The organism is Mesoterricola sp. JemC181 (assembly GCF_055384585.1).
Genome location: NZ_AP045076.1, coordinates 221,248 through 241,321 on the forward strand (window position 1 = coordinate 221,248; position 20,074 = coordinate 241,321).

General features: G+C 68.2%; 18 protein-coding genes. 3 read left to right on the forward strand and 15 right to left on the reverse strand.

Features of this window, described 5'->3' with window-relative positions; all coding sequences use genetic code 11:
• Window positions 1-81 precede the first annotated feature (81 nt).
• From ACZ5MC_RS01000 to ACZ5MC_RS01065, 14 genes are all read right to left on the reverse strand, one after another.
• Window positions 82-3,003 (reverse strand): TonB-dependent receptor, encoded by a 2,922-nt coding sequence (locus tag ACZ5MC_RS01000; protein ID WP_306598395.1) that lies wholly within the window; start codon window positions 3,001-3,003, stop codon window positions 82-84.
• A 486-nt stretch (window positions 3,004-3,489) separates the two neighbouring features.
• Window positions 3,490-4,098, reverse strand: coding sequence for a sulfurtransferase-like selenium metabolism protein YedF (gene yedF, locus ACZ5MC_RS01005; protein WP_306598396.1), 609 nt, complete (start codon window positions 4,096-4,098; stop codon window positions 3,490-3,492).
• A complete protein-coding gene (locus ACZ5MC_RS01010) occupies window positions 4,082-4,330 on the reverse strand; it encodes a putative Se/S carrier protein (RefSeq protein ID WP_464516853.1) in 249 nt (82 codons plus the stop codon). The genes yedF and ACZ5MC_RS01010 overlap by 17 nt, the downstream gene beginning before the upstream one ends.
• Window positions 4,330-5,346 (reverse strand): selenide, water dikinase SelD, encoded by a 1,017-nt coding sequence (gene selD, locus ACZ5MC_RS01015; protein ID WP_464516854.1) that lies wholly within the window; start codon window positions 5,344-5,346, stop codon window positions 4,330-4,332. Before selD ends, ACZ5MC_RS01010 begins: the two co-directional genes overlap by 1 nt.
• Entirely contained in the window at window positions 5,343-6,470 is a 1,128-nt protein-coding gene (locus tag ACZ5MC_RS01020) for an aminotransferase class V-fold PLP-dependent enzyme (RefSeq protein ID WP_306598399.1), read from the reverse strand. Before ACZ5MC_RS01020 ends, selD begins: the two co-directional genes overlap by 4 nt.
• Window positions 6,467-7,258 carry a selenium-dependent molybdenum cofactor biosynthesis protein YqeB gene (gene yqeB / locus ACZ5MC_RS01025; protein ID WP_306602305.1) on the reverse strand — a complete coding sequence of 264 codons (792 nt, stop codon included), beginning with the start codon at window positions 7,256-7,258 and terminating at the stop codon, window positions 6,467-6,469. Before yqeB ends, ACZ5MC_RS01020 begins: the two co-directional genes overlap by 4 nt.
• Window positions 7,259-7,260: 2 nt before the next feature.
• Window positions 7,261-8,007 carry a selenium cofactor biosynthesis protein YqeC gene (gene yqeC, locus ACZ5MC_RS01030; protein ID WP_306598400.1) on the reverse strand — a complete coding sequence of 249 codons (747 nt, stop codon included), beginning with the start codon at window positions 8,005-8,007 and terminating at the stop codon, window positions 7,261-7,263.
• Window positions 8,004-9,044 (reverse strand): XdhC family protein, encoded by a 1,041-nt coding sequence (locus ACZ5MC_RS01035; RefSeq protein WP_306598401.1) that lies wholly within the window; start codon window positions 9,042-9,044, stop codon window positions 8,004-8,006. Before ACZ5MC_RS01035 ends, yqeC begins: the two co-directional genes overlap by 4 nt.
• Window positions 9,041-11,605 carry a selenium-dependent xanthine dehydrogenase gene (xdh, locus tag ACZ5MC_RS01040; protein WP_464516855.1) on the reverse strand — a complete coding sequence of 855 codons (2,565 nt, stop codon included), beginning with the start codon at window positions 11,603-11,605 and terminating at the stop codon, window positions 9,041-9,043. Before xdh ends, ACZ5MC_RS01035 begins: the two co-directional genes overlap by 4 nt.
• A gap of 69 nt (window positions 11,606-11,674) precedes the next feature.
• Window positions 11,675-12,052: a hypothetical protein gene (locus ACZ5MC_RS01045; protein WP_306598403.1), complete on the reverse strand. Its 378-nt coding sequence runs from the start codon at window positions 12,050-12,052 to the stop codon at window positions 11,675-11,677.
• 2 nt (window positions 12,053-12,054) lie between these two features.
• The gene (locus tag ACZ5MC_RS01050) at window positions 12,055-13,002 is read right to left on the reverse strand and encodes an ABC transporter permease (protein ID WP_464516856.1); all 948 of its coding nucleotides are present in this window, start codon (window positions 13,000-13,002) and stop codon (window positions 12,055-12,057) included.
• Window positions 12,999-14,099, reverse strand: a complete 1,101-nt coding sequence (locus ACZ5MC_RS01055) for an ABC transporter permease (RefSeq protein WP_306598405.1) — start codon at window positions 14,097-14,099, stop codon at window positions 12,999-13,001. Before ACZ5MC_RS01055 ends, ACZ5MC_RS01050 begins: the two co-directional genes overlap by 4 nt.
• A complete protein-coding gene (locus tag ACZ5MC_RS01060; protein ID WP_464516857.1) occupies window positions 14,096-15,619 on the reverse strand; it encodes an ABC transporter ATP-binding protein in 1,524 nt (507 codons plus the stop codon). Before ACZ5MC_RS01060 ends, ACZ5MC_RS01055 begins: the two co-directional genes overlap by 4 nt.
• A 69-nt stretch (window positions 15,620-15,688) precedes the next feature.
• A complete protein-coding gene (locus ACZ5MC_RS01065; RefSeq protein ID WP_464516858.1) occupies window positions 15,689-16,687 on the reverse strand; it encodes a BMP family lipoprotein in 999 nt (332 codons plus the stop codon).
• Between the two features lie 153 nt (window positions 16,688-16,840).
• Here ACZ5MC_RS01065 and ACZ5MC_RS01070 point away from each other — a divergent pair, with 153 nt between their 5' ends.
• On the forward strand, window positions 16,841-17,335 hold the full coding sequence (locus tag ACZ5MC_RS01070) for a nucleoside deaminase (RefSeq protein WP_464516859.1): 495 nt from the start codon (window positions 16,841-16,843) through the stop codon (window positions 17,333-17,335).
• Between the two features lie 27 nt (window positions 17,336-17,362).
• On the opposite strand, the gene fsa is transcribed toward ACZ5MC_RS01070, so the two are convergent.
• Window positions 17,363-18,010, reverse strand: coding sequence for a fructose-6-phosphate aldolase (fsa, locus tag ACZ5MC_RS01075; protein WP_306598409.1), 648 nt, complete (start codon window positions 18,008-18,010; stop codon window positions 17,363-17,365).
• A gap of 152 nt (window positions 18,011-18,162) precedes the next feature.
• Between fsa and thyX the strand changes: the two genes are divergently transcribed.
• Complete coding sequence (gene thyX, locus ACZ5MC_RS01080) at window positions 18,163-18,843, forward strand: FAD-dependent thymidylate synthase (protein WP_464516860.1); 681 nt, start codon at window positions 18,163-18,165, stop codon at window positions 18,841-18,843.
• On the forward strand, window positions 18,840-20,045 hold the full coding sequence (locus ACZ5MC_RS01085) for an aminotransferase class V-fold PLP-dependent enzyme (RefSeq protein WP_464516861.1): 1,206 nt from the start codon (window positions 18,840-18,842) through the stop codon (window positions 20,043-20,045). The genes thyX and ACZ5MC_RS01085 overlap by 4 nt, the downstream gene beginning before the upstream one ends.
• Window positions 20,046-20,074 lie beyond the last annotated feature (29 nt).

The window sequence follows — 20,074 nt, forward strand, 5'->3', positions numbered from 1 at the left end:
CTTATACAGCCGAAGGCGCTGGAAAGCCACCCATGAAAAAAGACCCCCGCCGGAGCGGGGGTCCTTTTGGCTGGAACGGGTCTAGAACTTCAGCTTGCAGCCGAAGCGGAAGGACCGGGCCGGCTGGTAGTCCGTGGCGGAGCCGAAGCGCCCGACAGGCTGGGGGTTGCCGTAGCGGTCGGTGTACTGCTCGAGCACGGCCGTCTCGGGACGGTGGTTCATGACGTTGTAGATCTCGAAGAAGGGCTCGATTCGCATCTTCCCTTCCAGGGGCATGTCGTAGTGGAAGTTCAGATCCAGGCGGGTCAGCCAGGGAAGGCGACCCTTGTTGCCCAGCTTCAGGTCCTGGAAGTCGGCATTGGCATAACCGCCGGGATCCGGCAGGACGGGGTTGCTGGTGCTGCCATCATCCTGCTGGCTGTAGGGGCGGCCGCTCTGGGCAAGGAAGTTGAAGCCTAGGGCGAGGTCGCCCTTGCCCACCTTGATCTTCTTGTAGCCGTACGCCTTGAACTGGTGGGTGTGGTCGGTGGGCAGGTAGCCGGTCCCGACATAGGGCCAGAAGTCATAGGAGGCGGTGATGCCACCGTCCGGTTGGCCGTTGGTGGCGCTGATGAGACCCTCGTAGTTGCCGTAGTCCCTGCTCCACGTGTAGCCCACGAAAAGGAAGGTGTCTGAAGTCTTGTAGGTATAAGTGACGTCGACGGCCTTGTATTCGTTGTAGGCCTCGGGATACAGGCTGTTGGTGGTGGAGACCTTCTGCCCGCTGAAATTGGAGGTCCAGGAGACCGACTTCCCGGGGTTCCAGATGATGGCCTGTCCGCCGCCGCCACTGGTTGCGCCCATCGCAAGGGAACCGGGATCGTGCGGGTCGATGGCGTAGCCGTCAACATCGGTGATCTCGGAATCCTCGATGGGATCCGTCAGCTTGCGGTAGTGGGCGTGGATGCCGAAGGTGCTTGAGGCCGTCGCCTGGTAGTCGTACCCGAGCAGGATCTCGGTGCGCTTGGGCAGCTTGAGGCCATCGGCGAGAGGGTCGTTGGACCAGCCGGTGGAATAGTCGATGTCGTCGTAGTTGGTTCCGGTTACGGTCACGGTGTTCGTAGCGCGGTTGAAAGTCGCGGTGCTCTGACCAACGCCGGTACCAGTATGGGTCCCGCCGTAGTAGAGGAGGTGGTAGTACTCCTTGCCGTAGGTGCGGATGGCCATGCGCTGGGGGATCTGCATGTAGTACTGAGCGAAGCTACCGGAGACCTTGGACTTGCCATCGCCGGTGGCATCGAAGGTGAAGCCGATGCGGGGCTGGATGTAATCCGTGAACTTGAAGTGCATGAACGTGGAGCCATTGGCGCCGATCTGCTTCTGGTCCTCCATGCGGATGCCATAGAAGAGGTTCAGCTTCTTGTTCACCTGCCAGGTGTCCTGGAGGTAGATCGCCTGGAAGTAGGCGTTGGCTTCGGAATCGTTGTCGTAGACGTTCCGCACGGCCCTGAGGAACCCGCCGGAGTTCTGCAACTGCCAGGTCTGGCCACCATTGCGGTGGGTGATGTCGGAGTAGTTGGACTTCAGGTAGGAGTAGCCCACCTTCAGGGAGTGGTCGGCACCGATGACCCAGGTGAGGTCGCCGGCGAACTGGGTGGTGGTGTTGGTCTCCTTGGCGATGTTTCCGGCGCCGCCCGTGGCCCAGTACGTCAGGGGATCGGCCAAGCCGTAGCCAGGGCCGCCAGAGGCGTAGTAGGTCCGGTCGCGGATGAGGGACAGGGTCGAGTTGGGCGTGACGTCGTTCTCGGCCTTGGCCTGGCCCATCTTGAGGGACATGGTGACGTTGGGAGACAGCGTGGAATCCCAGATCAGGTTGAAGTTGCTGGTGTTGTGGACCGTGTCGCCACTGGTGTCGGCGTTGCCGCGGCCGTCATAGAGGTTGCTGGGGGAACCGGCGCCGCGGTCCTGGGTGGCCGTGGAGCGGTTGCCGAAGTAGCTGAGGGTCAGCTGGTTGTCCGTAGTGACGTAGTACTGCAGCTTGCCCATGAACTGCAGGTCGGGGGTCTTGGTGGCACCGGCCGACAGGTCGCTCAGGTTCAGGTAGGAGGGGCTGTTGGTGAGGGTATAGTTGACGCCGAAGGAGTAGAAAAACTTGTCCTTGACGAACGCGCCGCCCACCCGGGCGCCCACGTCGGTGACGCTGGCGGCGGGGAGTTCCCGGAACCACGTCGTGCCCTTGGCCTTGGGGGAGAGGGAGCCGGGGATGTGGCTGGCCCACACGGAACCCGCGAAATCGTTGGTGCCGGACTTGGTGAGGACGTTGAACACGCCGCCCATGGCGGAGTATTCAGGCTTGTAGCCGCCGGTCTGGATGTCGACCTGGTCCACGAAGTCCTGCACCATGGTGACGCTCTGGCCGCCGTAGCGCATGTCGTTGGTCTTCAGGCCATCCACGGAGAAGGAGTTCTCGGCGCCGGAGGCGCCGCCGATGGAGATCTCGAGGCCGAGGCCGGCATTGCCGTTGCTGGCGCCGAAGCCGGACGTCGTGACGCCGGGGGTCATGTAGGCCAGGGAAGCCATCTCGCGGCCCGTGGGGACCGCCGAAAGGGTGTCCAGGCTGAAATTGGAACCCGTGGTGGTGCTGGTGGTGTCGATGGTGGCGGAGGAGGCGATGACTTCGACGACCGCCGAGCCTTCCTTGTCCATCTTGAGGTTCGCCGTGGTGGCGGTGTTGATGGTGACCGTCACGGTCTGGCGGGTGGCGGAGAACCCGGCCTTGGTGACCTGGACGGTCCAGGCGCCGGCGTTGAGCAGGCCGGCCTGGAAGTGGCCGTCGGCGCCGGTGACGATGGTGCGGCTGACCTGGCCGGACGTGAGGCGGACGGTGGCCGCCGCAACGGGGTTGCCGGCCTTGTCGGTCACGTGTCCATTGATGGCGCCGGTGGTGACGGTCTGGGCGACCAGGACCTGGCCGGCCACGAGGGTCAAGGCTGTCAGTCCGAGCCTTGTGAGGTTGTTGCGCATAGGATTTGGCTCCTTTGAAGGTGAGGTGGGAAACACAACTTCTGGAAAAGCACGGCATAGCCGTCCGCTACCTAGTGGACTCCTTTCATGAGAGCGGATTTTCAGTCATGGAGTGTGGCAAATTCATGACAATTAGTGGGATTCATTAAGCCTTGGAAAACAGATTTTTCAAGAGTTAATTTCGTGATTTTCCGGGGTTTTTTCGAAAGACAACGTAAGACGAGGCTTTTTAATATTAATTTTTCATTGATAATTTTGACATATATGACTTTTTACTTTTGAGATTCGGATTTATTTATTCATTCTAAAGTTGTTGCTAAGGATGTTAATAGATGTTAATTGTTTGAAAATTATCACATTTATTTATTAATCATCTTCGATTTTGCGGACTGAGAAATGCCATTACCTGGTCATATGGCCTCGTCGGAGCCTTGCGGCGAATTAGTCGGCCCGCTCATGGTGGATATGCGCATGGATCAGCTGCAATCACCCCAGAATAACCGTAGGCCCCTGCAGCAGGTGCTCTGAAATTTCATACATGTTCGACACCCTGCCTACCGCCAAAGCCTCGGTCAATTTATAGAATTCCAGACATGTGCCGCAGGCGATGACGTCCACCCCACGGTCGGCGGTCTTGCGGAGGTTTTCAAGGGAGTCGGAACCCTCGACGGCCAGGCGCACCCCCGCGTTCATGAAAATGATCCTCATGGGCGGAACGTCGCACTCGGTGAGGGTGTAGAGGAAGCCGCGCATGAGGAGCTTCGCCAGGTCCGGGGAACCGTTGCCGATGCCGTCGGAGGTGATCAGCACGGTGGGGGCCCCGGCGGGGGCGGGTTCCGCGGGAGCGGCTTCGGGCGCCTCGCCCGGGGCTCCGGGCCGCAGGACGATGCGGGTCAGAGCACCTTCCGAGGCGACGCCCTCCACTTCGCATTTGGCCCAGGCTGCGAATTTCAGGATGTTCTCCCGTGCCGCGGCGTCGTCCACGAGGATCTCCAGGGAGGAGAAGCCGCCCTCGGCAAGGGCCTTGCGGGTCAGGATCACGGGCTGGGGGCAGGGCAGCCCCTTTGCGTCGAGGGTTCTACGGGTAGGGCTCATAGCGCCTCCTGGGGCTTCCGGGTTCGGGGTCGAGGACGCGCCACAGGCCTTCGGGGCCGCTGGCGCGAAGGGGTTCTTCATTGCCGGCCGGGTCCACCAGCAGGCAGAACCCGCAGCTGCTCCGGATCTGCCGGGGGACCGGAATGAGGTCCACCTTCAGCCCCTCGGCCTTGAGCCGGTTCTCAGCCCGAAGGGCCGAATTGCTGGATGGGTAGGTGGCGAGAAGGAGCACTAGAGTATTCGCACGGAACCGGGGGCGCCGCCGGTCTCGCCGATGATCCAGCCCCCGGCGCCTGCTTCGTGCAGCGCGGCGGCGGCGGCCTCGGCCTCCTCCGCGGGCAGCGCGGCCAGGAGGCCTCCTGAGGTCTGGGGGTCGAAGAGCAGGTCCAACACCAGGGCGGGCACCTCTCCGGCCACGCAGGGGAGTCGGCCCTCCCGGTTCCGGTACGTGCCCTCGGGGATCAGGCCCATGGAGGCGTATTCCTCCACCCCGGGCAGGAGAGGCACCTGGGCGAAGCGCAGGGTGAGGCCGCAGTCCCCGCCGGCCATCTCCGCGGCGTGCCCGGCCAGGCCGAAGCCGGTGACGTCGGTGACGGCCATGGGGTGGAATCGGGCCAGGACCTCGGCCGCGGCGCGGTTCAGGGTGGCCATGGAGCGCTCCGCGGCGGCCCGGGCCTCCGGGGAGGCGCACTGGGCGCGCAGGGCCATGTTCACCAGGCCCGTGCCGATGGGCTTGGTGAGGATGAGCCGGCCGCCGGGGCGAAGGGTGTTGTTCCGCCAGGCCCGGGCGGGGTCCACCAGCCCCGTGACCGCATAGCCCAGCTTGGGCTCGGGGTCCTCGATGCTGTGGCCGCCCAGGAGGGCGCAGCCGGCCTCCACCAGGGCCTCCAGGCCGCCGGCGAGCATCTCGCGGAGCGGTTCGATGCCCAGGGCCTTGAGGGGGTGGCACACCAGGGCCAGGGCGGTGATGGGGCGGGCGCCCATGGCGTAGAGGTCGGACAGGGCGTTGGCGGCGGCGATGCGCCCGAACAGCCGCGGGTCGTCCACGATGGGGGGGAAGAAGTCGACGGTCTGCACCAGCGCCTCGTGGGGTCCGATGCGGAAGATCCCCGCGTCCTCGCTCCCGGCGAAATCGGCCAGCAGGTCGGGGTAGGCGGGCTGCTCGAGCCCGCAGAGGGCCTTGGCCAGGACGCCGGGGCCCAGCTTGGCGCCGCAGCCGGAAAACCGGGTGTAGGACGTGAGGTTCAAGCGAGCAGCTCCTTCATGGCGTCCAGGGTCGCCTGGATCTCGAGCGGGGTGGTGGAGAACCCGGGCGAAAAGCGCAGGGTGCCTCCGGCTTCCAGGGTCCCCAGGGTCCGATGGGCCGCGGGGGCGCAGTGGAGGCCCACCCGGGTGCAGATGTCGCGCCTGTCCAGCTCCAGGGCCAGCTCGCCCAGGTCCCGGCCCTCGACGGTGATGGAGACCACGGGGGCCCGGTCCTCGCCGGGGCCGGGACCCTGGACGGCGACGGAGGGCAGTTCCAGGAGCCCGCGCACGAGGTCGTCGCACAGGGCCCGTTCCCGCAGGTGCAGGGCGGCGCCCTCGGACTCCAGGAAGCGCAGCGCGGTCCAGAGGCCCGCAAGGCCGGGCACGTCGGGGGTGCCCGCCTCGAACCGGTCGGGAAGGATCCCGGGCTGGATCTCGCTCTCGGAGGCGCTGCCGGTGCCGCCCATGAGCCTCGGTTCGGGGCGGGCGCCGGGGCCCAGCAGGAGGCCGCCGGTGCCGGGCGGCCCCAGGAGGCCCTTGTGGCCGGAAAAGGCGACGTAGTCGCAGCCCCGGGGGATGGGCAGATGCCCCGCCGTCTGGCTTGCGTCCACGCAGATGGGCACGCCCAGGCGCCGGCACAGGTCCGCCACCTCGGCCACCGGGGTCAGGCAGCCGGTGACGTTGCTCGCGGCGGTCAGCACCAGGAGGTCGGGGGCCATCCACAGGGCGGCCTTGAGCTCGACGGGATCGGGCCGGCCGCGGCCGTCGAAGGGGACCACCCGGACCCTCACGCCCCGGGTGGCCTCGAGGTGGCGCAGGGGCCGCATGACGGCATTGTGTTCCAGGGAGGAGACGGCGACGGTCCCGCCGTCCGGGACGCTGCCCAGGATGGCCAGGTTCAATGCCTCGGTGGCGTTCCGGGTGAAGACCAGGCGCTCGGCATCGGTTCCGCCCAGGAACGCGGCGCAGGCCTCCCGGGCCCCGAAGAGGGTGCGGCTGGCGTCCCGGGCCAGCCTGTGGCTCGCCCTGCCCGGACTGCAGGCGCCCGAAGCCAGGCACGCCGCCACCGCCTCCGGCACGCCCGGCGCCTTGGGGTGGCTGGTGGCTGCGTTGTCCAGGTAGATCACGGCGCACCCAGCATGAGGAGAGCCTCCAGGACCCCGCCGGCGATGGCGCGCGCCTTGTCGGAGACGGAAAAGCAGTGTTCCCGCACGCACCTGGGATCCACGTCGGCCACCTTGAGTCCCGCCCGGGCCTCGAAGCCGGGCCGGATGAGGCCCCGCACGACACCGCCGATGGCCGAGGGCACGGGCTCGCCCCCGATGGCCAGCACCGGATCCCCGGCCGCCACCGTGTCCCCGATGGCGCAGAGGGCCTCCACCCTCCCCGCCCGGGGGGCGTGGATGACCCGCTCGGAGCCGTGGCCCGCGATGAGCCCGGGCACGCCCGTGTTCGCCTCGGCGGAGCCGGAGAGGAGCACCCGGCCCAGGTCGTGGCCGCGGTTGGTCTCGACCACCGCGTGCGCGTCCACCCCGGCCGTGAAGCCGGGCCCGAGGGCCACCACCACGGGGGCCATCTCCAGGAAGGTGCCCAGGTTCCGCTTGGCGATGATGGCGTCCACCAGGGCCGCGGGCCGGAGCCGGGTCAGCAGGTCGCCGCGGGGGTCCTCGAGCACCGCCACCGGATCCCCCGGGGCCCATCGTTCCGGCAGGGCGTCGCACCGCAGGGCGCAGAGGCCCTCCACCCGGGCGGAACCGTCGTACATGGCCTCCGAGAAGCTCACCGTTCGCCGGATGGCGCTGGGGTGGGCCGTTTCCAGGGCCACCACCCGGAACCCGGCGCGCACGAGGCGCAGGATCACCCCCGTGGCCAGGTCTCCGGCCCCACGCACCACCACAAGCCGGCCTTCGATCATCGTCACGGGGCGTCCTCCTCAACGAGGATGACGCCATCGGGGGCCAGGAGGGAACCCAGCAGGACGCGGCCCGGGAAAAGCCCGGCCAGGGGCGGGAGGGCGCCGAGCGTATCGGCCTTGTTCAAGAGAAGGACCCGGGCGCCCCGGGCGTCCTTGAAGAGGCCCCGGGGGTGCCGGACCAGGGCGGCCAGGTGCTCCCAGCGGATGGGTTCAAGGGGAGCGCAGCCCGTGATTTCCGCGAAAAGCCCCGGGCGGTGGGCCACGGTCCCGTCCAGGGGCCGGCCCAGGCAGTCCAGCCCGACGACGCCCACCACCAGGTCCGTGCCCGGAGGCAGCACGGGTTCGTGGGGGGCCGGGGCCTTGACCGGCAGGCGCCGGGAGCCGTCGGCCTCCACCAGGACCAGGCCCCAGGACCCGCGCAGGACAGGGATCCAGGACGGGTGGATGCCCTTGACCTTGCCGGGGGCGTCGGCCTCCCGGGCCATGAGGATCGTGAGGCCGGGGGCCGCGGGGGGCACGGGGCCGCCGGTGAAGGGGCCTTCCAGGGCCGGGTCGAAGACCATCCTGCCCTCCCGGCCCGGTTCCAGGCGCGGGTCGGCGAGGTGGGTGGTGGTGGTGAGGAGCACGGGGCGGGGGGCCAGCTCCCGGGCCAGGCGGAACAGGGCCGTGGTCTTGCCCCCTGCGCCCACGAACGCGATGACCCCCCTGCCATCCGGCAACAGGGGCAGCAGGGCGTCCGCGAGGTTCATGGGGTGCCGCGCCGGGCCTTCCGGGCCGGAATGCGCGCCTGGATCCAGGCGGCGTCGCGGCGCACCGCGATGAGTTCCCCGGCGATGGCGACGGCCAGCTCCTCCGGGGTCTCGGCCCCGATCTCCAGGCCGATGGGGGCGCACAGGGCCTCCACCTTGCGGGCGTCGAAGCCCTCCGAGGCGACCTGGGCCAGCACGAGCCGGGTCTTGCGGGAGCTGCCCATGAAGCCGGCGTAGCGGTAGGTCCGGCCCAGCACCGCGCGCACGCACTCCAGGTCGCAGAGGTGGCCCCGGGTGACGATCACCACGTAGGTGGAGGGGTCGAAGGCATAGCGCTCCACGATGGAGGCGAAGGCGCCGCAGAGGGTGGCCGTGCCCGCGGGGAACCGCTCCGGCTCCACATACTCCGGACGGTCGTCGCCCACGGTCACCCTAAAGCCCAGCCCCGGCGCCAGGGCCGCCAGGGCGCGGCCCACGTGGCCCCCGCCCAGGATGAGGAGCTTCTCCCGGGGAAGGACGGGATCGAAGAAGAGGCCTTCGGCCTCGGCCAGCACCGGGTGCCCGGAGGCCAGGGCGTGGGCGGCCATGGCGGGGTCGGCGCCCTCCACCCGGCCGTGGGCCCAGGCGCCCGCGGAATCCAGGACACCCGCCTCGCCCGTGGCGAGGCGCTTGACCAGGACGATCCGCTCCCCGCGCTCGAGCAGCGCGAGGGCGGCCCGGTAGGGCGCCGCGTCGGCCAGGGGCTCCACGAGGATCCGGCTGGTGCCCCCGCAGACCATGGCGGGCCCCTCGGCCTCCATGCCCTGCATGTCGATCTCGAGGATGAGCGGGGCCGCGCCTCCCAGGTTCTCCCGGCAGGCCGCCAGGACCAGGGACTCGCCGCGCCCGCCGCCCACGGACCCCATCACCAGGCCCCCGGGCCCGGCCAGGAGCATGGAGCCCGCGTGCCGCGGGGCGGAGCCCTTCACCTTGAGGACGGTGCAGAGGACGCGCGGTTCTCCCGCCGAAGCGAGGGCCCTGACGATCTCGAGGCTCATCCCTTCTTCCGGGTGTAGGGCGTGCCCGCCAGGGGCAGGTCCACCCGGAACACGCCGTCCCGGTGGAAGTAGGCCCCGGCCACGGCCGGCGCGGTGGGGATGGTGGTGATCTCGCCCAGGCCCTTGGCGCCGTAGGCCAGGGGATCCGGGTTCTTCTCCACGATGATGGACTGGATGGGCGGCACGTTGGCGGCCTTGAACAGGCCCAGGGTGCCGTACTTGGCCATCACCTCGCCGTCCTTGAGCGGGAAGTCCTCGGTCAGGGCGTAGCCCAGGCCCATGACGACGCCCCCTTCGATCTGGCCTTCCACCTGGGTGGGGTTGATGGCCTTGCCGATGTCGTGGGCCGCCACGACCTTCTCGAGCCGGCCGGCCGCGTCCAGGAGCACCACCTGGGTGGCGTAGGAGTAGGCGACGTGGCTGACGGGATTGGGCTTGTCCGAGGCGAAGGGATCGGTGACGCCGTTGTACTCGCGGTAGTATTCCCGGCCTTCCAGCTGTTCGAGGGTGTGGCCTTCCAGGTCCAGCTTCAGGTCCTGGGCGGCGAGGCGCGCGGCCTCGCCGTTGAAGACGGTCTGGCGGCTGGCGGTGGTGGTGCCGCCGTTGGGGGAGTTCGAGGTGTCGGGGGTGGCCACCCGGATCTGGCCCCAGGAGAGCCCCGAGGCGTTGGCCACGAACTGCATGAGCACCGAGGCGAGGCCCTGGCCGATGCACGCGGCGCTGGTGTAGATGACGGCCTGGCCGTCCTGCACGCGGATGCGCACCCGGCCCACGTCCGACAGCCCCACGCCGATGCCGGCGTTCTTCATGGCGCAGGCGATGCCCGCGTCGGGGCGCTGCTCGCAGAGCTCCTTCACGGCCAGGAGCGTCTCCTTGAGCGCGGTGCCAGCGTCCACGATCTGGCCGTTGGGGAGCACGTCCCCGGGCTCCACGGCGTTGAGCCAGCGGATCTGCCAGGGGGTGAGCCCGACTTCCTTCGCCAGCAGCGTGATGCAGGACTCCATGGCGAAGCAGGACTGGGTGACGCCGAAGCCCCGGAAGGCCCCGCCCGGGGGGTTGTTGGTGTAGACGCCCGTGCCCACGATGTCCACGTTGGGGATCTTGTAGGGCCCCGCGGCGTGGGTGCAGGCCCGCTGCAGCACCGGCCCGCCCAGGCTCGCGTAGGCGCCGGTGTCCTCCAGGAGGTGCGCCTTCACGGCCGTGATGCGGCCCTGGGCGTCGGCGGCCACGGTGTACTCCATCTCGAAGGCGTGGCGCTTGGGGTGCACCTTCAGGCTCTCCTGCCGGCCCAGGGTGACCTTCACCGGGACCTTCAGGTGGTTGGCCAGGAGCGCGGCGTGGTGCTGGACGATGAGGTCCTCCTTGCCGCCGAAGCCGCCGCCCACGTAGGCGCTGATGACCTTGACCTGCTCCGGGCCCACGCCCAGGACGCCGATGATGCCCTTGTGGTCGTCGTAGATGCTCTGGGTGCCGGTGTAGACCGTGAGGGTGCCGTCGGCCTCGGGCACCGCCAGGGCGCTCTCGGGCTCCATGAAGGCGTGCTCGGTCTCCGGCGTGTTGAAGGTCTTGACGATGAGGTGGGCGGCCTCGGCGATGGCCTTGTCCGGATCGCCGCGGCGCAGGACGGTCTTGGCCAGGAGGTTGCCCTTGGGGTGGAGCCTGGGGGCGTCCTCGTCCAGGGCGCGCCGGGGGTCCGTGAGGGGCTTGAGCTCCTCGTAGTCCAGCTTGATCATGGCCACGGCGGCCTTGGCCTGGGCCCGGGTCTCGGCGGCCACCAGGGCGATGGCGTCGCCCACGTAGCGGGTCGCCTCGCCCACGGCGATCATGGCGGGCCAGTCGTGGATGATGTGGCCCTGGTGGCGCTCCCCGGGCACGTCCGCGGCGGTGAGGACCGCCTTGACGCCCGGCATGGCCAGGGCTTCGGTGGCGTCGATGCCCTTGACGAGCACCCGGGCCTTGGGGGGACGCAGCACGGCGCCGTGCAGCATGCCCGGGCGCCTCATGTCGTCCACGTAGAGCCCGGTGCCCAGGGCCTTGTCCCGGGCGTCGGTGCGGCAGATGCGCTCGCCCACGGCCAGGGCCATGTCGGAATCGGCGGGGACGGCCGTGCCTTCGCGCAGCATCTTCGCGGCGTTGAGCACGGCCTTCTCGATCTTCACGTAGCCGGTGCACCGGCACATGTTCTGGGCCAGGGCCTTGGTGACCTCCTCGGGCTTCGGATCGGGGTTCACGTCCAGCAGGCCCTTGGTGCTGATGAGCATGCCGGGCATGCAGAAGCCGCACTGCACGGCGCCGGCGTCGGCGTAGGACCAGCCCAGGACCTCCTTCTCGCGGGGGCTCAGGCCCTCCACGGTGACGACCTTCTTGCCGTCCAGCTTGTCCATCTTGAACAGGCAGGCCCGGGAGGCCTTGCCGTCGATGAGGACCATGCAGGATCCGCAGGCGCCTTCCGAGCAGCCGTTCTTCACGGAGGTGATTTTCAGTTCCTCCCGGAGGAACTCCAGGAGGTTCATGTCCTTCGACGTGACGATTTCCCGGCCGTTTACCTGGAGCGTGGACATGTCGTCGCCTTTCACTGGGTGGCCCCAGTTTACCGCAGGTGGGTTTTTTTCACTCGTGGGTAAATTTTTTTATGACGGGAAGTCCAGCTTCTCGTAGCGGGGGTAGCCCAGCTCCACCCACTCCTCCTTCCCGGACCGGATGATGTTGCCGAAGATGAAGATCAGGGGCGGGCTGGACAGGTCCCCGGGGTGCACGCCGATGATCCAGGGGTGCTGCTCGTTGAGGCGGTAGTCCTCGGTGGAGCCGATGCGCTCCCGCAGGCCGTCCATGTAGGCCGACGCGTAGGCCAGGGCCGACTCGGCCGACAGCACCTGCATGCCCTCGGCGTGGAAGGTCCGGCCGGTGTTGCTGCGCAGGAACAGGGCGGGCTCGGGGAGGACGCGCACCAGGGAGGTGGGGTACGTGCGGCGGAGGGTGTCCAGCAGGGTCTCGAGATTGGGTTCCATGCTCAATACCTCATTTCGCGGTTGAAGGGGACGCCCAGGTGCGTGGGACCCCGCATGCGGGCCTTGCGGGCCAGGGAGAGCACCAGGATGACCAGGACGTAGGGGAGCATCACGGCGAATTCGTAGGGGAACTTGATGCCGGCCACCTGGATGGCGAGCTGCAGCGACTGGGCCAGGCTGAAGAGCAGCGCGCCGCCCAGGACCCCCAGGGGGCTCCAGCGCCCGAAGTACACCAGGGCCACGGCGATGAATCCTCGCCCCGCCACCAGGTCGTCCGCAAACATCTTGGCCTGGCAGAGGGAGAGGTAGGCGCCGCCCAGGCCGGCCATGGCCCCACCCACCATGAGCGCCTGGTACCGCACCCGGTTCACGTTGATGCCCATGCTGTCCGCCGCCCGGGGCTCGGTGCCCGCGGCCCGCACCTTCAGCCCCCAGGGGGTCTTGAAGAGGAGGTACCAGCTGGCCGGGACCATGAGGAAGGCGATGTAGACCATGGGGTTGTGGTTGAAGAGGATGCCCCCGAGGAAGGGGATGCGGGAGAGGCCGGGGATGGCCCAGGCCGGCAGGCCCTCCACGCCGGTCACTCCGCCGACGAAGTGCCGGAAGAGGGTGCCGGCCACGCCCCAGCCCAGCATCTGCAGGCCGATGCCCGCGATGCCCTGCTCGGCCCGGAAGGTCACCGTGACCAGGGCGAAGAGGAGGCCCAGGACGACCCCGGCCGCCGCCGCGACCGCGAAGCCGATGACGATGCCGTAGGGGGCCAGGGGGCCGGTCTTGAGGTAGAAGGCCGGAAGGAAGCCCAGGAAGGCGCCCATGCACATGATGCCCTCGCAGCCCAGGTTGAAGACCCCGGCGCGCTGGTTGAACATCTCGCCCAGGGAGGCCAGCAGCAGCGCCACGGAGAAGGGCACGCCCAGCGACAGGATGTTGTAGACGAGATCGTGGCTCATGAGGGTTCTCCCGCGTCGGGCTTCCGGAACCGGGCGAAGAACCGCGCCGCCCGTTCCTGCGCGTAGGGGTTGTTGAGATACATCTTGGCCGAGACGATGCAGAGGATGAGCACGCCCATGAGGACGAGGATCATGTTGGCGGGGACGCCCGCGGACCTCTGGGTCATGTCGGATCCCACCAGGAGGAGCCCGAAGAAGAAGGCCGCCGGCACGATGCCCGCGGGGTGCAGGGCCCCGAAGAGCGCCACCACGATGCCCGCGAAGCCATAGCCCGAGGTGATGTTCTCGATGGCGCGGTGGTGGACGCCGCTCACCTCCACGGCCCCGGCGATGCCCGCGAAGGCGCCCGACAGGCACATGGCCGCCACCAGGGAGCCCGGCACGTTGATGCCGGCGTAGCGCGCGGCCTTGGCCTCGGCGCCCGCCGCCCGGAGACGGAAGCCCCAGGTGGTGCGCCACAGGAGGAACCACACGCACACGCAGAGCACGAGGGCAAGGATGAGCCCCATGTGGAGCCGGGTGCCGGGCACGAGCCGGTCCAGGAAGGCGGCCTCGGGGAGGCGCATGGACTGCGGCGTGCCCGAGCCCGTCTCCAGCTCGCCCGGGTCGATCATGGGCCCCCGCAGGAAGAAGGTGTAGAACTGGGCGGCGATGTAGTTGAGCATCACCGTGGAGAGGATCTCGTTGACCCCCAGGCGGGCCCGGAGGGTTCCGGCGATGGCGGCCCAGAAAGCGCCTCCCGCGGCTCCGGCCAGGATCACCAGGGGCAGCAGGACGGCCTTGGGCCAGGCGGGCAGGGCCAGGGCGGTGGCCGTGGCGGCCAGGATGCCGATGAGCATCTGCCCCTCGGCGCCGATGTTGATGATGCCGCTCCGGAACGCGATGGCGATGCCCAGCGCCACCAGGATGAGGGGCACGGCCCGCACGAGGATCTCGGTGAGGCCGAAGACGTCCTTGAAGGGCCCCGTGAAGATCGTCACGAAGGTGTCCACGGGGCTGGCCCCGATGGCGGTGAGCACCAGGGCCGCGCCCAGGGCCGCCGCCAGGGCGGCCAGGACCACGATGGAGCTGCCGTAGAGGAGCTTGAAACGGTTCATTCGGCCACCCCCGCCATGAGCAGGCCCAGCTTCTCGCGGGTCGCCTCGAGGCTGGTGAGGACCTTGAGGATCCGCCCCTTGTAGATGACGGCGATCCGGTCGGAGAGATTCATGATTTCCTCGAGCTCCTCGGAAATGAGGAGGATGCCTCCCCCCGCGCGGCGGCGGGCCAGGAGCTGGGAATGGATGAATTCCTGGGCGCCCATGTCCACGCCCCGGGTGGGGTACACCGAGATGAGGGCCCTGGGCTCCCGGGCCAGCTCGCGGGCGAGGATCACCTTCTGGATGTTGCCCCCGGACAGGGAGCCCCCCGCCGCTGAGGTGGAGGAGCAGCGGATGTCGAAGGACCCCTTGAGGGTCTCGGCGTTGCGGGCGATCTCCCCCAGCTTGAGCACCACGGACCAGCTGAACTGCGGGGTGGGGAAGTCCTTGAGGACCAGGTTCTCCTTCACCGTGAACCTGGGCACGATGCCCTCGTGGTGCCGATCCTCGGGAATGTAGCCCAGGCCCGCGGCGATCATGGCCGCGGGGCTCCGGTTGGTCATGTCCTTGTCCAGGAACCGGACCGTGCCTGATTCCACGTGCCGCAGGCCCGTGAGCGCCTCGGCCAGCTCCCGCTGTCCGTTGCCGGAGACGCCGGCCAGGCCGAGGATCTCGCCGGCATGCACTTCCAGGTTGAGCCCGTCGAGGGCGAAGTGCCCGCGGTCGCCGCGCACCTTCAGGTCCCGGGCCTCGAGGATGGCCGGGCCCTCCACCAGCAGGCCCTCGTTGCGGGGCAGGTGGATCTCGCGGCCGGTCATGAGCGCGGCCAGCTCCGCCGGCGTGTGGTCCTCGGTGCGTCCGTTGAAGACCACCGCGCCGTGGCGCAGGATCGCCACCCGGTGGCTGAGTTCCTTCACTTCGTGGAGCTTGTGGCTGATGAAGATGATGGAGAGCTCGGCCGTCATGCGCTTGAGCCGGTCGATGAGATCGTCGGTCTCCTGCGGGGTGAGGGCGGAGGTGGGCTCGTCCAGGATGAGCAGCTGGGCGCCGAAGCAGAGGGTCTTGATGAGCTCCACCCGCTGCTGCTCGCCCACGGAGAGCTGCCAGACATAGGCATCAGGGTTCACCGGCAGCTCGTGGTGCTCGGAGACCTCGAGGATCCTCGCCCGGGTGGCCTTGAGATCCAGGTTCATGAACTTGTGGTGCTGCTTCAGGCCCAGGGCCACGTTCTCGGTCACCGTCATGTTGGGCACGAGCATGAAGTTCTGGTGCACCATGCCGATGCCCCGGGCGTAGGCGTCGTTGGGGGTGTGGAAGCGCACCTCCTCCCCGTTGATCGATATCGTCCCCGCGTCGGGCTGGTAGAGGCCCGCCAGGATGTTCATGAGGGTGGACTTCCCGGCCCCGTTCTCGCCCACGAGGGCCAGCACCTCGCCGCGGGCGACCCGCATGGAGACGTTGTTGCACGCCAGGATGCCGGGGAAGCGCTTGGTGATGCCGGAAAGCTGGAGCTCGTTGATGGGCTCGGCTGTTGCCATGGGGGTCTCCGGTAGAGAACGGACCCCGGTATGCCTAGGGCAGACCGGGGTCCATGTTCCGGTGTTGCCTTAGAATTTGACGGCTTTCCAGTCCAGCTTGAGCTTGCCGGCGGTGAGATCGGCCTTGGCCTTGTCCACGGCCTTCCTGATGGCCGGGGTCAGGACCTTGCCCACCTTGTCGTTGTAGGCGAAGACGAAGCCCTTGTTGGCGAAGTTGAGGGGGATGTTCTCCCCGCCCTTGACGCCGGCCTCGCGCTTGGCGATGAGGACTTCGACCACCGTGGTGTAGTTGTAGCTGGAGGCCGCGAGCACCCGGGGGGACTCGGCCACGTGCAGCTGGGAGATGTCCTGGCCCGCCCACCAGATGTTCTTGTCGGCGCTGGCGGCGACGGCGCGCAGGGCGCCCATGGCCTGCTGGGAGGAACCGGTGAGGAAGTCCGCTCCGGCCTTCATCTGGGTCTGGGCCAGCTCGGAGGCCTTCACGAAGTCGCCGAAGCTGCCCGTGTGGGCGACCTTGACGTTGACCTTGGGGTTCGCGGCCTTGGCGCCGAGGACGAAGCCGCGGTCGTACCGGGCGGCGTCACCGCCGTCGACGGGACCCACGAGGCCCACGGTATTGGTCTTGGTGACCATGCCGGCGATGATGCCGTTCAGGTAGCCGGTCTCCTCGCTCTCGGGCATGTAGGTGAAGACGTTCTTGCCGCCGATGTCGGCGCTGGTGCCGAACACGAAGGTCGTGTCCTTGAAGTCGGGGGCCATCTCGTTGACCAGGTTCTTGTACTGGGCGCCGTGGCAGATGATGATGTCGAACTTCTTGGAGGCGTACTGCCGGGCAGCGGAACCCGCGTCCACCGGCTTCATCTTCTCGCTGTAGCTGTACTCGACCCTGGCTTCGCCGTATTCCTTCTGCACGGCCTTGATGGCGTCGTGCATGGACTGGCACCAGCCCTTGTCGTCCACGGTGGACTCGACGATGAGGGCGATCTTGACCTTGGCCTTGGGGGGGGCTGCGGAGAGCCCGCAGGTGAATGCAAAGACCGCTCCTAGAGCGAGAACTGGCTTCCTCATGGTCTGCCTCCTGGTTGGGGTGAAGGGATTTGTCGTTCGCAAGTGTACCCGGTCCCGGGCGGATGACTGGTTTTTTTCCTGGAATAATAAAAATTTGTCCACCCCGTTGCCTTACCCTGGTAGCCTCCCCGGCAACGAAACGGAGGTTTCCCCATGGTCGACCAGCCCGGACCCACGTCCGCCCAGATCCTGCGCCATCTGCGCCGGGCCAACGCCATCGCCGCCCGGGCCGTGGCCATGGGCCACCACCCCTTCGGGGCCCTGCTCGTGGCCCCCGACCACGAGACGGTCCTCCTGGAGCAGGGCAACGTCAGCACCGTGAACCACGCAGAAAGCGTCCTGGCCCGCACCGCGGACATGAACTTCTCTTCAGATTATCTCTGGGAATGCACGCTTTACACCACTGTGGAGCCCTGCGCCATGTGCGCGGCGACCCAGTACTGGGCCAATATCGGCCGGCTGGTCTACGGCCTGGATGAGCGGCGCCTGCTGGAGCTGACCGGGGACGACCCGGAGAACCCGACCATGGACGTGCCGGCGCGCTACATCTATGCCCACAGCCAGAAGGCGATCCAGGTCACCGGGCCGGTCCCCGAGGTGGAAGGGGAGATCGCCGAACTGCACCGGGGCTTCTGGAAGAGGAAGTAGATCCTTCCTCGCCGAGGAAAATAGGATCTATCGGCCGCTCTTCTTCCAGTCGGCCAGGAAGCCTTCGATGCCCTTGTCAGTCAGGGGATGCGCCAGCATCTGGTCGAAGACCTTCGTGGGGATCGTCGCCACATGGGCGCCGGCCAGGGCGGACTCGGTGACGTGGCGGGGGCTGCGGATGGAGGCGGAGAGGACGTTGGTCTCCAGGTCGTAGTTGGTGAAGATCGTCACCAGGTCCTCGATGAGCTCCATGCCCACGGCGTTGATGTCGTCCAGGCGGCCCACGAAGGGGCTCACGTAGGTGGCGCCGGCCTTGGCGGCCATGAGGCCCTGGGTGGCGCTGAAGCAGAGGGTGACGTTGGTGCGGATGCCCTCGGCCTTGAAGGCGTGGGTGGCCTTGAGGCCCTCGGCGGTCAGCGGCACCTTCACCACGACGTTCTTGTGGATCTTGGCCAGGAGGCGGCCCTCCTTGATCATGGTGGGGGCGTCCAGGGCGATGACCTCGGCGGAGATGGGGCCGTCCACGATGGCGCAGATCTCCTCGATGATCGCTTCGAAGGGCTTGCCGGATTCCTTGGCGATGAGACTGGGGTTGGTCGTGACGCCGTCCAGGATCCCCCATTCGTTGATGCGCTTGATTTCGCTGATGTTGGCAGTGTCGATGAAGAATTTCATGGGGTCTCCGGTGGGGCCTGGAGGTCGCGCGCCCCGTCGACGTCGGGACCGGCCGGGGCGCGCGGGGTTCGCCTGCCAAGCACCCCCATTCTCGCAGGTCCCCGGGGGCGCAGGAAGTGGCCCTGGTTACAATGGGGCTCAGGAGACCTCCCATGCCCTTGACCGAACTGGCCGTCCTGGACCGCGGATTCGTGAAGCTGGTGGACCACATGGGGTCCGACCTCAGCGTGGTGAACGCCGCACGGGTGTCCTTCGGAAAGCGCAAGGAGGTGTACGACGAGGCGGACGGCAAGCTCATTTCGTACCTGGCCGAGCACGACCACACCTCGCCCTTCCGGCACACGGCTCTAACTTTTCATGTGAAGGCACCGATCTTCGTCTTCCGGCAGTGGATGAAACACCGCATTGCCAGCGAATTCAATGAAATCAGCGGCCGCTATGTGGAGTTCCCAGAAGATGAATTCTTTGTTCCCGAGACCTTTCGCCGCCAAGCCAAGGTGAACAAGCAGGGATCCGAGGGCCAGGTGGACGGCGAGGCGGGAGACCAGGCCCACGCCCTGTTCCTGGACGCCTGCCGGAACGCCGTCGCCCAATACAAGAAACTCATCAGCCTGGGCGTCTGCCGCGAGCAGGCCCGCTGCGTCCTGCCCCTGGGGCTCTACTCCGAGGTCTACTGGACGGTCAGCCTCCAGGCGGCGGCCCACTTCATCCGGCTGCGCACTGACGGCCACGCCCAGTGGGAGATCCAGCAGTACGCCCACGCGGTGCGCCGCATGGTCGAGGAGCTCTTCCCCAACTCCCTCAAGGCCCTCCTGGAGAACGTCCACCCGTGACCCTCCCGCCCCTCAATCCCGCCCTGTTCCACCTGGACGCCGACCACCTCTGGCTCATGCACTGCTCCGAGGGACCCGTGCCCCGGTCAGTGGTGCGCAGCATCCGGGCCTACCTCCACAAGGAGCTGTGGCCCTGGGAGCTGAAGTGGAAGGAGGACTACCTGGGCATCCCGGACGCCCTGCGCCGGGAGGCCGCCAGGATCGTGGGCGGCGAGGCCGCGGACATCACCCTCACCCCCTCCACGTCGTCGGGCCTGGTGGCCGTGGCCCAGGGGATGCGCTGGAGCCGCGGGGACGAGGTGGTGGCGCCCCTGGGGGAGTTCCCCACCAACATCTGGCCCTGGAAGGCCCTGGAGGCGCGCGGCGTGCGGTTCCGGGAGATCCCCCTGTGGGAGGGGCACCAGGCCGGGGCCGCCGCATGGAGCTCCACGCCCCCCGCGGCCGGGGACGACGTGGAAGCCCGCCTGCTGGCCGCCCTGGGCCACTCCACCCGGGTCCTGGCCGTTTCCTGGGTGCGTTTCCAGGATGGCCTGAGGCTCGACATCGCCTCCCTGGGCGCGGCGTGCCGGGCCCGGGGGGTCCATCTGGTGGTGGACGGCATCCAGGGCGCCGGAACCCTGCCGGCGGACCTGTCGGGGGCCAGCGCCTTCGCCTCGGGCGGGCACAAGGGCCTCCTGGGCCCCCAGGGCCAGGGGTTCCTTTGGACCGACCCGGCCTTCCGCAAGGACCTGATCCCCATGGGGTCCTGGATGTCGGTGGAGGAGGGCACCGCCTTCGACCGCGCCTCCACGGACCACGACCGCGCGTGGCTCGCGGACGGCCAGCGCATGGAGCCGGGGACCCTGAGCATCGTCTCCTGCGCCGGGGCCCTGGAATCCTTCCGCACCGTGAACGAGGCCGGCATCCCCGCCATCGCCGCCCACATCCGCCTCCTGCAGGAGCGCTTCCTGGAGGGGCTGGCGAAGAACCCCGCCTGGGCCGGGGAGGCCGGGCGCCTGCGGACCTTGCTGGAAGCGGGGCGCCTGGGCTCCATCCTGAGCCTCCACCACGGCGGCCGCGGACCGGCGGCCATGCACGAACTCCTCATGAAGGGCATGCGGCGGGGCGTCTACGCCTCCGTGCGGGAAGGCTACCTGCGGGTGGCCTTCCACGGCTGGCACGAGCCGGAGGACGTGGAACGCGTGGTGGATTGGCTGGAATAGTCGCTCTACCATGGAGGGTCGCCCCGGAG

Excerpts from the sequence above, each read along its gene's own strand:
- ACZ5MC_RS01000 (WP_306598395.1), bottom strand. The coding sequence starts at position 3,003 with ATGCGCAACAACCTCACAAGGCTCGGACTGACAGCCTTGACCCTCGTG.
- yedF (WP_306598396.1), bottom strand. The coding sequence starts at position 4,098 with ATGAGCCCTACCCGTAGAACCCTCGACGCAAAGGGGCTGCCCTGCCCC.
- yqeB (WP_306602305.1), bottom strand. The coding sequence starts at position 7,258 with ATGATCGAAGGCCGGCTTGTGGTGGTGCGTGGGGCCGGAGACCTGGCC.
- yqeC (WP_306598400.1), bottom strand. The coding sequence starts at position 8,007 with ATGAACCTCGCGGACGCCCTGCTGCCCCTGTTGCCGGATGGCAGGGGG.
- ACZ5MC_RS01035 (WP_306598401.1), bottom strand. The coding sequence starts at position 9,044 with ATGAGCCTCGAGATCGTCAGGGCCCTCGCTTCGGCGGGAGAACCGCGC.
- xdh (WP_464516855.1), bottom strand. The coding sequence starts at position 11,605 with ATGTCCACGCTCCAGGTAAACGGCCGGGAAATCGTCACGTCGAAGGAC.
- ACZ5MC_RS01045 (WP_306598403.1), bottom strand. The coding sequence starts at position 12,052 with ATGGAACCCAATCTCGAGACCCTGCTGGACACCCTCCGCCGCACGTAC.
- ACZ5MC_RS01050 (WP_464516856.1), bottom strand. The coding sequence starts at position 13,002 with ATGAGCCACGATCTCGTCTACAACATCCTGTCGCTGGGCGTGCCCTTC.
- ACZ5MC_RS01055 (WP_306598405.1), bottom strand. The coding sequence starts at position 14,099 with ATGAACCGTTTCAAGCTCCTCTACGGCAGCTCCATCGTGGTCCTGGCC.
- ACZ5MC_RS01060 (WP_464516857.1), bottom strand. The coding sequence starts at position 15,619 with ATGGCAACAGCCGAGCCCATCAACGAGCTCCAGCTTTCCGGCATCACC.
- ACZ5MC_RS01065 (WP_464516858.1), bottom strand. The coding sequence starts at position 16,687 with ATGAGGAAGCCAGTTCTCGCTCTAGGAGCGGTCTTTGCATTCACCTGC.
- ACZ5MC_RS01070 (WP_464516859.1), top strand. The coding sequence starts at position 16,841 with ATGGTCGACCAGCCCGGACCCACGTCCGCCCAGATCCTGCGCCATCTG.
- fsa (WP_306598409.1), bottom strand. The coding sequence starts at position 18,010 with ATGAAATTCTTCATCGACACTGCCAACATCAGCGAAATCAAGCGCATC.
- thyX (WP_464516860.1), top strand. The coding sequence starts at position 18,163 with ATGCCCTTGACCGAACTGGCCGTCCTGGACCGCGGATTCGTGAAGCTG.